Below are 12784 nucleotides of genomic sequence, written 5' to 3' on the forward strand. Positions count from 1 at the left end.
TACCATGGGACAAAACTTCAGGAGATTTCATCATGCAACATGCCATTCATCCCGTATCGTCCTATCCAAAGCGGCCCACCCATGCCGACAATGCCGAATATCAAAGGCTGTACAAGTGGTCGGTGGAAGATCCTGAGGGGTTTTGGGCTGAGCAGGCTAAGCGACTCGACTGGATCAAACCTTTTAAACATGTCAAACAAACCAGCTTTGCCAAAGGTGCGGTGGACATAAAGTGGTTTGCTGATGGTACTTTGAATGCCAGCGTTAACTGTATCGATCGTCATGTGAAGGCCAATCCGGGGGCTACGGCCATTATCTGGGAAGGTGACAGCCCGGAGTGGGACAAGCATATCAGTTACCAGGAACTGCATGATGAGGTATGCAGGCTGGCAAACAGCATGAAGAAACTGGGCGTTGGCAAGGGCGACAGGGTCATTATCTATATGCCGATGGTGCCTGAAGCTACCTATGCCATGCTTGCTTGTGCCCGCATCGGCGCTGTGCATTCAGTAATTTTCGGCGGTTTCTCCCCCAATGCCATCGCCGATCGTATTGAGGATTGTGGCGCCAAACTGGTGATCACCGCTAATTTCGGTCGTCGTGGCGGTAATGCGGTTGCGCTTAAGGCCAATGTGGATAAAGCCCTGGAAAGACCCAGCACCAACTGCATTAAAGATGTGATCGTGTTCAAGCATCTGGATAAAGACACTCCGATGCAGTCCGGTCGCGATCACGACTGGGCCACCCTGGTTGCTGACTGCCCGGCGACCTGTGAGCCAGAAGAAATGAAGGCCGAAGATCCGCTGTTTATTCTTTATACCTCCGGTTCTACCGGGAAACCCAAAGGCGTGATGCATACCACCGGTGGATATCTGGTTTACGCGGCCATGACCCATCTGTTTGTATTCGATTATCAGCCTGGTGATATCTACTGGTGTGCCGCCGATGTGGGCTGGATCACCGGTCACAGCTATATCGTGTACGGGCCTTTGGCCAATGGTGCCGTAACTCTGATGTTTGAAGGTGTGCCCACTTACCCCGATGTCAATCGCATGGGACAGGTGGTGGACAAGCATAAGGTCAATATTCTGTATACCGCACCAACCGCCATTCGTGCCTTGATGGCCAAGGGTGATAAGCCGGCTCAGGGCAGCACCCGCGAAACACTGCGTCTGCTTGGCAGTGTTGGAGAGCCCATCAACCCCGAAGCCTGGGATTGGTACCATGAAAAAATCGGCAACGGTCATTGTCCCATCGTCGATACCTGGTGGCAGACCGAAACTGGCGGCATCATGATCACGCCACTTCCCGGTGCCACTGACCTTAAACCCGGCTCAGCCACCCGGCCTTTCTTCGGGGTTAAACCGGCCTTGGTGGACAACGACGGCAAATTCCTGGAAGGAGCAGCCGAAGGTAATCTGGTGATCACCGACTCCTGGCCAGGCCAAGCGCGCACTGTATGGGGCGATCATGATCGCTTCGAGCAAACCTATTTCAGCACCTACGAAAATTTGTATTTCACTGGTGATGGTGCCCGTCGTGATGAAGACGGTTACTACTGGATCACCGGTCGCGTGGATGACGTTCTTAATGTCTCGGGTCATCGCCTGGGCACCGCTGAGATTGAAAGTTCCTTGGTGGAGCATGCCGCCGTGGCCGAAGCAGCGGTGGTAGGTTTCCCCCACGATATCAAAGGGCAGGGTATTTATGTTTATCTGCTGCCCACAGAAGGTACCGAGGTGACGGAACAACTGACCAAGGAAGTACGCCAGTGGGTGCGGGATGATCTAAGTCCTATCGCTACGCCTGACTTTATCCAGTGGACCAATGGCTTGCCCAAGACCCGTTCAGGCAAGATCATGCGCCGGATTTTGCGTAAGATAGCAGCCAACGAATATGACAGCCTGGGGGATACCTCGACACTGGCCGACCCGGCCGTGGTCGAAGCCCTTATCGAAAACCGGTTGAATCGTGATTAACCATAAGGCCGCCTCGGGCGGCCATACCCTTTTTCCCAGGGTGCAGGAGCTCCGATGGCAAAGTTTCTGATTGCCGATGATCATCCCCTTTTCAGGGAAGCCCTGGCGGGCTCCCTGGCACAGCACTTTTCGCCGCTGGAGTTGGTGCAATCCTCCTCATTGGAAAGCACCCTGGCAGCGCTTGAAGAACATGATGATCTGGACCTGGTGCTGTTAGATCTGCATATGCCGGGCTCCGGTGATCTGTATGGTCTAATCCGCGTGCGGGAAGATTATCCGGTGGTGCCGGTCGCGGTAATTTCCGGTAGCGAAAGTGCAGACATTGTCTCTAAGGTTATGGGCTTCGGGGCCTTGGGTTTTATTCCTAAATCTTCTTCCAGTGAAACGATTGCCAGTGCTATCGAAGCGATTTTAGCTGGTGATCGCTGGGTGCCGTCAGGCATGCAGGACAAACTCAAACAGCTAAATGACGAAGACCGCGATCTGGCAGCCAAGGTTGCCACTCTCACGCCTCAGCAATACAAGGTATTGTTTTTGTTGCATGACGGCCTGCTGAATAAGCAAATTGCCTATGAACTGGGGATTACCGAAGCCACGGTAAAGGCTCATGTGACGGCTATCTTCCGTAAACTGGATGTCTACAGCCGCATACAGGCGGTGCTTCTGGCTGAAAAGCTGCAATTGGAGCCGCCCGCTGCCCAGGCTCCCTGATTCTAACGCTGGAAGCGCATTCCAGCGTTGCAATTCAAGCCTCTTCCTTTAAAGTGGAACCATCCCATAAGCCGAAGGAATGCGATGATCGATCCCCAACTCCCTCTTGTAGACTTGCACCGCCATCTTGATGGCAACATTCGCCCACGCACCATTTGGGAACTGGCCCAGCAGTATGGCATCAAGATACCTGCAGACAGCTTCGAAGCCCTGCTGCCCTTAACCCAAATCCAGGATCAAACCAGCGACCTGTTGGCCTTTTTACAAAAACTCGATTATGGCGTATCTGTGCTCGCCGATACCCAAGCCTGTTACCGGGTTGCCATGGAAAATATGGAAGATGCCTTTGAATCGGGCCTCGACTATGTAGAGCTGCGCTTTTCACCTTACTACATGGCCATGAATCACAATCTGAATATGGCCGATGTGGTGGAAGCCGTGGTGCAAGGTGTGCGTGATGGCAGCCACAAATTTGGTGTGCAGGCCAATCTGATTGGCATTTTAAGCCGCACCTTTGGTGTCCCCACCTGCAAGCAGGAACTTGATGCCTTATTGGCGCATAAGGATAAAATCACCGCTTTGGATTTGGCCGGTGATGAATTGGGCTATCCGGCGCCGCTTTTTATCGAGCACTTTAAGCTCGCTCGTGATGCCGGCTGGCAGATCACTGTGCATGCCGGTGAAGCAGACGGCCCACAGAGTATCTGGAATGCCATTGAAATGCTCGGCGCCAAGCGCATTGGTCATGGGGTAGCGGCTGCCCGTGATGACAAGTTGATGGAGTATATGGCCAAGCATGAGATAGCCGTGGAGTCATGTCCCACCTCTAACTATCAAACCGCCACGGTAAAAGATCTTAGCCAGCATCCGATGCCGCTTTTCCTCGAGCGTGGCTTACTGGTGACCTTGAATACCGACGATCCTGCGGTATCCAATATCGATTTGGCTAACGAATACAAGGTTGCCCATGAAACCCTGGGTTTAAGCGAAGCACAGCTTAAACAAGTGCAGCAAAATGGTGTGAAGGCGGCTTTCCTAACGGAGGCTGAGAAAAAAGCACTGTTTGCACAAAAGCAGGCTTAACGTTCTATTTGTGGCCTCTCACTGTAGAGGCCTTATACCAAGGCATTAATCTCACCAAAAAACATCTCCAACAAACTACTTGTATCAACAAATATAAGCGCTAATATAAATGGTAATGTAAAAGTAAGGGTATTCTGTGTCACAAGATTTTCTGGATGAGTTGGGAGAGCTTGCTTTAGGCAGTCGGCTTAAACGTCTGAGTGAGCGTATGCTGGCCGATGCCGCCAAGGTTTATCAGGCTTTTGGTATCGACGCTCAGCCTAAATGGTTCACCTTATTGGCACTGTTACATCAGCAGCAACCGATCTCTGTGGTGGAAGCGGCAGAGCGGTTGGGATTAACGCAGCCGGCTATCAGTCAATTCTGTCGGCAGTTAGTACAAGCCGATTTGGTGCAGCTGGTAACCTGCGAACAAGACTCAAGACGCCGGCTGATTTCCCTCACTAATAAAGGCAAGCAAGAAGTGTTGCGTATGCAGCCCATGTGGCAGGCAGTGCAGCAGGCAGCGGTACAACTATGCCGGGAGTTGGAAAATGATTTCTATGTTTCGTTGCAAAAATGCGAAAAAGCCTTAACGCAACGTTCATTACTACAACGGACTTTGGATATACATGATGCCGCATCACGACATTGAGTTTTTACCCTTTTCCCCTGAATTAGCCCGCTATTTTGAAAGCATAAACCGTCAATGGATTGAAGCCATGTTTGTGATGGAGCAAGCCGACCAAGAGATGCTTAGCCAGCCACAGCGAAAGGTGATTGAACCCGGTGGCCGTATTTGGTTTGCCCGTCATCCTCAGCTTGGCATTGTAGGAACCTGTGCCCTGATGAACAAAGGGCAGGGAGCTTATGAGTTGACTAAGATGGGCGTCTTGGCTGAAGCGCGTAGCCTCAAAGTAGGGGAAAAATTACTGCGTTATGTGCTCGAGCAAGCCAAGTCCATGTCCATGGAATGTTTGTTCTTACTCACCAACGAGCGCTGTGAAGCCGCGATTCATCTTTATGAGAAAAACGGCTTTGAACACTGTGCGGATATAATGCAGCGCTTTGGTAAAGCCTATAAGCGCTGCGATGTGGCCATGCGCTATCGTGGAATTGGCGCATAGGGTTAATGGGCTGTCGCCTTGGCGGAGAAATGCTCGGCATAGCCTTTGGGGTTAAAGCGCAGGCTGTGCAACAACATTAAAGCGGCACCAGAAGCCAGCAACAGCCAAGCTGCTTCAAAGCCTTGCAAGTTATCGCGAATGACACCGGCGAAATAGGGGGCCACACCAGCCAACAGATAGCCGATGCCTTGCACAAATGCCGTCAAGCGTCCCGCTGCGATAGGATCATGCTGGTGATCCAGGGTCAGGATCATGGCAAGGGGGAACATGCCGCCAATGCCCAGTCCCATTAAGGTTGCCCATAGAAACAGCCCCAACTCAGGCGCCAGCGCCAGCCCGGCAAAGCCCAATACCTGCAACAGACACAGCAACATCATCATCGGACGTCTGTCTGATTTGTGCTGAACCAAATAGGGGAATAGCAGTCCGGCAACCACTTCCATCAATGTCAGATAGGCAAGTAACAACCCCGCTTGTTGGTCGCTGTAACCGCGCTCCATGGCATAGGGCGCGAGCCAGGCCAAAACGCAAACATAGGCACCGGTGCCTACACCAAACAGCAAGGCTAAATGCCAGGCCCGTTTATTGCCCCAAAAGCGCAGCCTTGTGCCTTTGTTTTGGTTGTTTTCATCGCTCGGATTAGCCTTCGTCCAGCTTAGCCATAACAGCAATGCCAACAAGGCCGGCCATAGCCAATGTCCCAAACCTTCCCGCCAGGACGCGCTTTGGGCCAAAAGGGGAGAGCCATAAGCGGCAAAGGTGGCGCCCGCCATAATGGCGGTGACATACAGGCCCATCATCATCGACACCTTGTCGGCAAAACGGGCCTTTATCAAGGCGGGAATTAACGCCTGAATAAGAGCAATGCCCAAACCTGCTAGCAGTGCTGTCAGAATTAGCATGGCGCTGGAATCAACCCAGAAACGCAGGCCAATGGCGGCAGTAAGCAATACCAGAGCTGCAGAGATAACGCGGTTTAGCCCCACATAATCAGCGAGACGAAATCCAAAAAAGCATGCGCCTCCCATGGCCAGTACCGGCAGACTGGTCAAGAAAGAGGCTTGGCTGAAACTCATATCTAAATCTGCCTGGATCGCCACCAGCAGCGGGCCAACCGATGCCAACACCGGACGTAAATTTAAACCAATCAGCAAAAGAATAACGCCCAGCAAAAGATGGGAACGGGAAAAGGCATTGCGCATAGAAGCCGAAGAAGAAAGCATATTGGTTAGATATCAAATATCTTTATGTGAAGATAAATAAATTTTACGGCGGACAATGAGCGAAGTAAAGTATCTTTACTTCAAGATAAATGGACAGCCCATGTCTGAGCCCCTTCACGATGGTGTTGATGAGATTGCCCGCCAATGGCAGGAGCAAGGTGTAGACGCCGATTTACAGCCGTTAATGGTGCTGGGAAGAGTGATCCGTTTGATGAAGCATATCGAAACAGAACTGGCCGAATGCCATGGCCATTTCGGCTTAAAAGTAGGGGAGTTTGATGTATTGGCTACCCTGCGCCGCGCCGGACAACCTTTTAGCCTGACGCCCTCGCAGCTGTATCAAGCCATGCTGCTTAGCTCCGGGGCCATGACCAATCGTTTAGACAGATTGGAAAAAAAAGGCCTTATCGAGCGTAAACACAGTCAGGAAGACCGGCGCAGTGTGCATGTGTGTTTAACCTCGCAAGGTAAGTCTTTGATCGACGAAATGTTGCCCAGCCATCTGCAAGCCCAAAATCGTCTTCTGCGGAATTTGGCCCCTGCAGAGCGTGAGCAATTGGTCGGCTTGTTGAAAACCTGGCTGGCGGCTTTTGAAGGCTCTAAATAAACTTCACCAGGCACAGCAGCGCGATTAGCAGAATATGTGGGTAGGCAACGGTGGGCCTAAGCGCATGTTTGATATATTGGCCGACCAGGCTCAGGGCACCTGGGCGACTGGCTTGCCAGTTCGAATAAAAGCCCATGGGAGCTACTTGAACATTTTGTTCTTGAATCGCTTTTTCGAGAATAAGTAATCTTTGCTCGCTGCGACTGGCAAAGGTTTTAAATATCCCATCCTGCAACCACAGGATTGCCAGCACCCCCAGCAACAGGCAAAAGGGCAGATTGACGATTAGGCCTGCTAGTAGCACAGCGACGGCAAACAGCTTAATGACCAATGCCCGCGTTTCGCTGCGTTCCATATCCTGATGTAAGGCAAGCCACTCAGCCTGCCAGGTATTTATTAAATCCGTCATAAATGCTCCACGGGTTTGCATTGGTCGTCTGCATCGAGCAGAACCATTATTCTACAAAAGTCTGCGGCAACCTCTTGATGAGGTCAATGACAGAAACACAATTCGGCTAAGGCAATAGATGGATGAGACTGTCATGCCCGAAGTTAGTTATCGGGCATCCATAAGAGAAAATAAGAGAACGTTTATTTTTAAACTCCAAGTAGGGCAGCATCCCTAAGGACAGCCTGGCTACATCTTGCTAAACTAGCGCCATTAGTCGTTAGTCCGCCATCAAAACAGGTAAACCATGGCATTGTCACTTCAAGAGCAACTTCTTAAAGCCGGCCTGGCTGATAAGCAAAAGGCCAAGAGCATTAAGACAGAAAAGCGTAAGCAGCAAAAGATTCAGAAAAAGCACAAAATTGAGCAGGAAGATGAAGCCCGTCTGGCTATCGAAGCCGCACAGGAAGCAAAGAAAGCCAAAGATCGCGAGCTCAATGCCAAGGCTAAGCAAGAAGCCGAAAAGAAGGCAATTCAAGCCCAAATTCGCCAATTGATTGAAGTGAATAAACAGGTTAAACCCAAGGGTGACATTGCCTGTCATTTTACCGATGGTACCAAGATCAAGCAGTTGTATGTTGATGCCCGTACCCAAAAGGCCATCAGTCTGGGCAAGCTGGCAATAGTGAAGCTGGATAACGCCTACGAGCTGGTGCCGATGCCGGTAGCCGATAAGATTGCCGAGCGCGATGAGTCTTATGTGCTGTTTCGTGCTGATAAAGTGGAAGAAGATACCACCGGCAAAGAAGAAGACGATTGGTATGCCGAGTATCAAATTCCTGACGATTTAATGTGGTAGGGAGCACCTGCGCTTGTTGAAGAAATTAAAAGACTGGCATCGCCGCCATGCAGGATTGATGCTGTTGGAGGAACTCCCTCAGGCGCAGTGTCGGCAAATTATTGAAGATTGCGTGGCAGATGGTTGGGAAATTGATCGTTCTTACGAGGGAACCGATTGGCAGTCCCGTGGCAAACTGGTACTACATAAAGGACAAAGTACGCTGAAATTCAGTTTTGCCAGCGCCAATGATGGCCAAATTGAGGGACCGGCGCGTATTGTGTTGGCGCTGGCCAAACAACTTGGGGTTGCTCCTAGCTGAACTAGTCTCGACCTAATCTGACACATCTGCTTGAAAAACAGAGAGTTACCCGTTTTGATAAAGGTGTCGAATCTGAAATCAAAACAAAAAGGTAACTCTCATGTTGCATACTAGCAATCCCATCATTAAACACAAAGCAGGTCTGTTGAATCTGGCCGAAGAGCTGGGAAACGTATCCAAAGCCTGCAAGGTAATGGGCGTATCACGGGATACATTTTATCGCTATCAAGAACTGGTTGAGGAAGGTGGTGTTGATTCTCTTATCAGCCAATCCAGACGCACACCAAATCTGAAAAATCGGGTCGATGAGCAGACGGAGCGTGCCGTTATAGCGCACGCCATTGCTTGCCCTGCTCACGGACAAGCCAGAACCAGCAATGAACTGCGTAAAGCGGGTGTGTTTGTCTCTGGCAGTGGTGTTCGCTCAATCTGGCTACGTCATGGTCTGGAAAACTTCAAGAAACGACTGGCCGCATTGGAAGCCAAAGTGGCAAGTGAAGGAATTATCCTGACCGATGAACAAGTGGCGGCGCTGGAGAGAAAGCAGCAGGATGATGAAGCCTGCGGTGAGATTGAAACCCAGCATCCGGGCTATCTTGGCTCACAAGACACGTTCTACGTGGGGAACCTCAAAGGCGTAGGCCGCATCTATCAGCAAACCTTCGTCGATACGTATAGCAAAGTTGCCTTTGCCAAGCTCTACACCACGAAAACGCCGATTACCTCAGCGGATGTGCTTAATGACCGCGCCTTGCCGTTCTTCGAGGCACAAGAACTGCCGATGCTACGCATTCTGACTGACAGGGGCACAGAGTATTGCGGTAAGGTCGAACAACATGATTATCAGCTTTATTTGGCCATTAACGACATCGACCACACCAGAACCAAAGCAAGACACCCACAGACCAACGGTATCTGCGAGCGGTTCCACAAGACCATTCTGAATGAGTTCTACCAAATAACCTTCCGTAAAAAGCTCTACGGCTCACTGGAAGAGCAACAAAAAGACCTGGACGAATGGCTGGAATATTACAACAATGAACGGACACATCAGGGCAAAATGTGCTGCGGCAGAACGCCGATGGAAACATTGCTTGATGGAAAGCGGATTTGGGCAGAAAAGAATTTAGTGTGATTACGTCAAAATCGCTTGGTAGTTAGACCGTCAAGTTCCCTTGGTAATCACACTAGTACATCCTAGCCCTTAATTATTGACGAACAACCTCTTGGCCCTGCTTGTCATAGAACTTTCTGATTGGCTCGGACTGCCCTTCAACGTAGAGAAACTCAGCACTGGCGATACCATCTTCCAGACTCTCGGTAAGCTCGCCATTTAAGCCAAATCTTGACAAACGTAGAGGTAGCCCCTTTTCATCTCGTTGAATTTCTACTCTAGCTATGCCATTCATATCTTCACTAGGATAGCCGGACGCATTAAAGTAGCGGTGGTCAACTGAAAACCCAAAGTTATCGAATATTGACCGGGTAAAAACGTTTCGGTTTGATTCTGGTGTTACCACCTTGCCTGTATGATCAAACTTGATAAGACTTATGATATTTCCATTAATATCATGCGTGTAGTGCTCTTCACTAAAGCCATAATTTCCAGGCACGACGTCGTAAGGCGACAGATTTTTGGGGCTACCGTTTTGGTCTATCCATTTAATGCTTTTTTCATCTAACGTGTCATTATCCCAATGGGTCACAACACCCGCAACTTGTCTTTTTTCACTATTTATCGGTTGGCCTGAACTATCGATGTTCCATGTGTGAGTCCTTAGTCCCTGTTCATTAAAGAGCATTTTTACTCGCCCAAAGTCCAGAAAATTGTTAAACCTTTTTCTCTCGCTATTTTTATCGACTCTATCTTCAATTACTGTTCTACCATTATCACTCACTTGCCACGTTGTTTCCCAAACACCACGGCTATCCTGCACTCGGTTACCAGCAACATCTTTATAAATAAGCGCAACCCGATGGCCATTTTCATTTACGCGAAACTCTTCAACGGCTACTCCCCAAAAATTTTCTTCCAGCTCCATATTTGCGTTGAAATACCGTCTGGTAATGGTGTCATCTGCGTATTCCATTTCAACAACCGCCTTGCCACCGATAGCCCCGAAGCGCGGGTAGCCACCATCGGTGATATGGTTGCGAAGCCAATGCTCTATTCGAATCACACGTCCACTGTCGTCCCGGTAGAATCGGTAGTGGGAGCCATGAGCAATTTCTTCTGGCTGAACTGGGTATCGCCCCTTCAACTCAGCATAAGGTGAGGCTCTGAACACCATATGACGATAGGCTTCAACGGCATGCAAATCATTTGGGGAAGAGGAAACGCCAACGGAAAACAAACATGTTGCAAACAGAAGGATCTTGGATTTCTTTAAAGGCATATTTATGACCCGATGAGTTAACAATAAGAAGACTAGGCATCGGGTCGAAACTATATGTAAATGTTGAATGAGATATACTTATTTTGCGTTAAGGATACTGATAATTAAGATGAATGATTCTCGACCTAAACTGACACATCTTTCAGAAAAACAGATAGTTGCGCGTTTCGATAATGGTGCTGAATCTTTAACTCAATGGGAAAAGTGATTCTTTGACTAGCCATCCCATCATTAAAAAAGATATTTATTGAACCTGATTAAGGAGTTGCAGGAACATTACAACAATGAACGAACACACCAGGGCAACATGTGCTGCGGTAGAACGCCGATCGAGACATTTCTCGATAGAAAGCGGGTTTGTGCAGAGAAGAAACTAGCCAAAATCTAATCTGACGAAGGCACCGCAAAAACAGGTAACTGCCAGATCAGGTCTGAGCTCTTGCAGTTAGACTTTCACCAAACTTACTTATCCACCACCCGCAACGAGCTGATTTCCTCATTTAGCTGGTACTTTTTGTCGGTAACAATGGCTTCTAACACTTCCAAGCGGGTTTTTACGGCTTTTAGTTCTTCGTCAATGCGCTTTTTTTCCGATTGGTCGAGTTTGGTACTGAGTTCGGCCATCTCTTTCTTGTGGTTGGTAAAAATGCCCATGGTGACGATGGGCAATACAAATAAAAAGACAATGGCCAGGATAAAAAAGAGAACGGTAGTGTCCATTTGCGATTCCTTGTTGTGTGCAATACTGCGTTAGCTTAGCAGGAACCAGGCCACTTGTATTTTGTTAGCAATATCAGATGGTTATTGATTTTGTCGGGAGGGTGATGTAGTCAAATCCGCAGAGATTTAGCGGGTTTGGTCAAATTGATAGGCAAAAAACGGGGCCGAAGCCCCGTATTTCAAATTACTTCATTTATACGGTGCGGGTCGCCGTGGCCGGAGCAATATCGGCAGCGCGTTTGGCCGGTCCTAATACTGCTAACTGGCCTACCATCCAAAGAATAGCCATACCTAATGGCAGGTAATACCACTCGATACGCGCAAGGCTGAAAGCCTGCACCAGATAGATATTGAGTCCCACCGTCAGTGCAGCGCCCAACAAAACACCGACCGAACTTATCAGGAAATTCTCCACCATAAAGTAGCGCAGAATAGCACCTTGGCTGGCGCCTAAGGCCCGGCGAGTACCGATTTGCTTACGGCGGCGATTAACGCTGAAACTGGCCAGTCCCACAATGCCCAATGCCGTTACCAGCGTCAGCACCACCATCACTACGGTAAGCATTTTGATCATGGCACCGTGACTGCGATAGCTACGCTCACGGGTATCCGGCATGCTGGTGGGGTCGCGAATGATACGCCCTTTGTTGCTCTCTGCCAGCATCTCTTCTACTTGTGGCATCAACTCGTTCATTCGACCAGGCTCGGTGCGGATAAGGTAGCGGCTGGAGGAAAACAGGGTTTTCTCGGGAGAAAGCATTGAGTTCTCCAGAATGTCCCAGCCAATCCAGGGGGCCTGCAGTTTATCGATAATGCCTTTGATAATAATGGGTTCGATATCATTGATATAAACCGTTTTGCCTACCACTTCCTGATAGGGCAGATCCGGGAACAGGTTTTCTGCCATGGCCTTGGTGATAATTGTCTGATCCGGCCAATCGCTTTGTGAACGCTCGCGCCAACGGACATCGGTAGGACTGAAGTTTTCACCGGCGATAAGCTCCACATCCAGGGCTTTTAGGCCTTGTTCATCGACCATATAGACGGCAGTGTAGGCACCATCATGCTCGGCACCGGGCTCAGTCTGCAACCCTTGGGACCAGCCACCACCACTGATGGGAATAGCATTGATCTGAATGGCGGACACTACCCCAGGCAGGCGACGTAGCATGTCCAGGTCTTCCTGTACGGTGACCTGCTCATTGAAATCAGGGGCAAATCCGGTGCTGGTGATATAGAAGCTGTTGGCTTCATCGATACCACTTTCCCTGGCCATCAGGGCTTTGCGTTCCACAATAATATGTACTGCATTGACGATAATGCACATGGTCACCGCCATTTGAATGGCAATCAGCACGGCACCGACTTTGTTGCGCATCAGGGCGCGAAGAATAGGTCCGATTTCCCACAT

General features: G+C 49.7%; 14 protein-coding genes and 1 pseudogene. 10 read left to right on the forward strand and 5 right to left on the reverse strand.

The window, feature by feature from the left end:
- Positions 1-32 precede the first annotated feature (32 nt).
- From acs to P2G88_RS07665, 5 genes are all read left to right on the forward strand, one after another.
- Positions 33-1979, forward strand: a complete 1947-nt coding sequence (gene acs, locus P2G88_RS07645) for an acetate--CoA ligase (protein ID WP_275795241.1) — start codon at positions 33-35, stop codon at positions 1977-1979.
- A gap of 54 nt (positions 1980-2033) precedes the next feature.
- A complete protein-coding gene (locus tag P2G88_RS07650) occupies positions 2034-2690 on the forward strand; it encodes a response regulator transcription factor (RefSeq protein WP_275795242.1) in 657 nt (218 codons plus the stop codon).
- An 84-nt stretch (positions 2691-2774) separates the two neighbouring features.
- Entirely contained in the window at positions 2775-3773 is a 999-nt protein-coding gene (add, locus tag P2G88_RS07655; RefSeq protein ID WP_275795243.1) for an adenosine deaminase, read from the forward strand.
- A gap of 136 nt (positions 3774-3909) precedes the next feature.
- Entirely contained in the window at positions 3910-4407 is a 498-nt protein-coding gene (locus P2G88_RS07660) for a MarR family transcriptional regulator (protein ID WP_275795244.1), read from the forward strand.
- The gene (locus P2G88_RS07665; protein WP_275795245.1) at positions 4388-4879 is read left to right on the forward strand and encodes a GNAT family N-acetyltransferase; all 492 of its coding nucleotides are present in this window, start codon (positions 4388-4390) and stop codon (positions 4877-4879) included. The genes P2G88_RS07660 and P2G88_RS07665 overlap by 20 nt, the downstream gene beginning before the upstream one ends.
- A gap of 2 nt (positions 4880-4881) precedes the next feature.
- On the opposite strand, the gene P2G88_RS07670 is transcribed toward P2G88_RS07665, so the two are convergent.
- Positions 4882-6102: a cyanate transporter gene (locus P2G88_RS07670; protein ID WP_275795247.1), complete on the reverse strand. Its 1221-nt coding sequence runs from the start codon at positions 6100-6102 to the stop codon at positions 4882-4884.
- A gap of 100 nt (positions 6103-6202) precedes the next feature.
- Here P2G88_RS07670 and P2G88_RS07675 point away from each other — a divergent pair, with 100 nt between their 5' ends.
- Entirely contained in the window at positions 6203-6709 is a 507-nt protein-coding gene (locus P2G88_RS07675; protein ID WP_275795249.1) for a MarR family transcriptional regulator, read from the forward strand.
- On the opposite strand, the gene P2G88_RS07680 is transcribed toward P2G88_RS07675, so the two are convergent.
- On the reverse strand, positions 6702-7118 hold the full coding sequence (locus P2G88_RS07680; RefSeq protein WP_275795250.1) for a hypothetical protein: 417 nt from the start codon (positions 7116-7118) through the stop codon (positions 6702-6704). The genes P2G88_RS07675 and P2G88_RS07680 overlap by 8 nt on opposite strands.
- Before the next feature lie 286 nt (positions 7119-7404).
- Between P2G88_RS07680 and P2G88_RS07685 the strand changes: the two genes are divergently transcribed.
- From P2G88_RS07685 to P2G88_RS07695, 3 genes are all read left to right on the forward strand, one after another.
- Positions 7405-7956 carry a DUF2058 domain-containing protein gene (locus P2G88_RS07685; protein WP_275795251.1) on the forward strand — a complete coding sequence of 184 codons (552 nt, stop codon included), beginning with the start codon at positions 7405-7407 and terminating at the stop codon, positions 7954-7956.
- A gap of 13 nt (positions 7957-7969) precedes the next feature.
- Complete coding sequence (locus P2G88_RS07690) at positions 7970-8257, forward strand: hypothetical protein (protein WP_275795253.1); 288 nt, start codon at positions 7970-7972, stop codon at positions 8255-8257.
- Between the two features lie 100 nt (positions 8258-8357).
- Positions 8358-9392 carry an IS481 family transposase gene (locus P2G88_RS07695; protein ID WP_275795255.1) on the forward strand — a complete coding sequence of 345 codons (1035 nt, stop codon included), beginning with the start codon at positions 8358-8360 and terminating at the stop codon, positions 9390-9392.
- A 73-nt stretch (positions 9393-9465) separates the two neighbouring features.
- Here the strand turns inward: P2G88_RS07695 and P2G88_RS07700 are convergent, their stop codons facing one another.
- Positions 9466-10653 carry a hypothetical protein gene (locus P2G88_RS07700; protein ID WP_275795257.1) on the reverse strand — a complete coding sequence of 396 codons (1188 nt, stop codon included), beginning with the start codon at positions 10651-10653 and terminating at the stop codon, positions 9466-9468.
- 274 nt (positions 10654-10927) lie between these two features.
- On the opposite strand from P2G88_RS07700, the pseudogene P2G88_RS07705 reads away from it, so the two are divergent.
- A pseudogene (locus P2G88_RS07705) lies at positions 10928-11041 on the forward strand (IS481 family transposase); the annotation flags it as partial.
- A gap of 74 nt (positions 11042-11115) precedes the next feature.
- On the opposite strand, the gene P2G88_RS07710 reads toward P2G88_RS07705, so the two are convergent.
- Together P2G88_RS07710 and P2G88_RS07715 are read right to left on the reverse strand one after the other, a co-directional pair.
- Positions 11116-11373: a hypothetical protein gene (locus tag P2G88_RS07710; protein WP_275795259.1), complete on the reverse strand. Its 258-nt coding sequence runs from the start codon at positions 11371-11373 to the stop codon at positions 11116-11118.
- Between the two features lie 193 nt (positions 11374-11566).
- Positions 11567-12784: an FtsX-like permease family protein gene (locus tag P2G88_RS07715; protein ID WP_275795261.1), complete on the reverse strand. Its 1218-nt coding sequence runs from the start codon at positions 12782-12784 to the stop codon at positions 11567-11569.

The sequence above is a fragment of the Aliiglaciecola sp. CAU 1673 genome (genome assembly GCF_029223185.1).
Taxonomy (GTDB): Bacteria; Pseudomonadota; Gammaproteobacteria; order Enterobacterales; family Alteromonadaceae; genus Bowmanella.

Coding starts and splice junctions, on each gene's coding strand:
- add (WP_275795243.1), top strand. CDS start 2,775: ATGATCGATCCCCAACTCCCTCTTGTAGACTTGCACCGCCATCTTGAT.
- P2G88_RS07670 (WP_275795247.1), bottom strand. CDS start 6,102: ATGCTTTCTTCTTCGGCTTCTATGCGCAATGCCTTTTCCCGTTCCCAT.
- acs (WP_275795241.1), top strand. CDS start 33: ATGCAACATGCCATTCATCCCGTATCGTCCTATCCAAAGCGGCCCACC.
- P2G88_RS07650 (WP_275795242.1), top strand. CDS start 2,034: ATGGCAAAGTTTCTGATTGCCGATGATCATCCCCTTTTCAGGGAAGCC.
- P2G88_RS07715 (WP_275795261.1), bottom strand. CDS start 12,784: ATGTGGGAAATCGGACCTATTCTTCGCGCCCTGATGCGCAACAAAGTC.
- P2G88_RS07665 (WP_275795245.1), top strand. CDS start 4,388: ATGCCGCATCACGACATTGAGTTTTTACCCTTTTCCCCTGAATTAGCC.
- P2G88_RS07680 (WP_275795250.1), bottom strand. CDS start 7,118: ATGACGGATTTAATAAATACCTGGCAGGCTGAGTGGCTTGCCTTACAT.
- P2G88_RS07710 (WP_275795259.1), bottom strand. CDS start 11,373: ATGGACACTACCGTTCTCTTTTTTATCCTGGCCATTGTCTTTTTATTT.
- P2G88_RS07675 (WP_275795249.1), top strand. CDS start 6,203: ATGTCTGAGCCCCTTCACGATGGTGTTGATGAGATTGCCCGCCAATGG.
- P2G88_RS07700 (WP_275795257.1), bottom strand. CDS start 10,653: ATGCCTTTAAAGAAATCCAAGATCCTTCTGTTTGCAACATGTTTGTTT.
- P2G88_RS07695 (WP_275795255.1), top strand. CDS start 8,358: ATGTTGCATACTAGCAATCCCATCATTAAACACAAAGCAGGTCTGTTG.
- P2G88_RS07685 (WP_275795251.1), top strand. CDS start 7,405: ATGGCATTGTCACTTCAAGAGCAACTTCTTAAAGCCGGCCTGGCTGAT.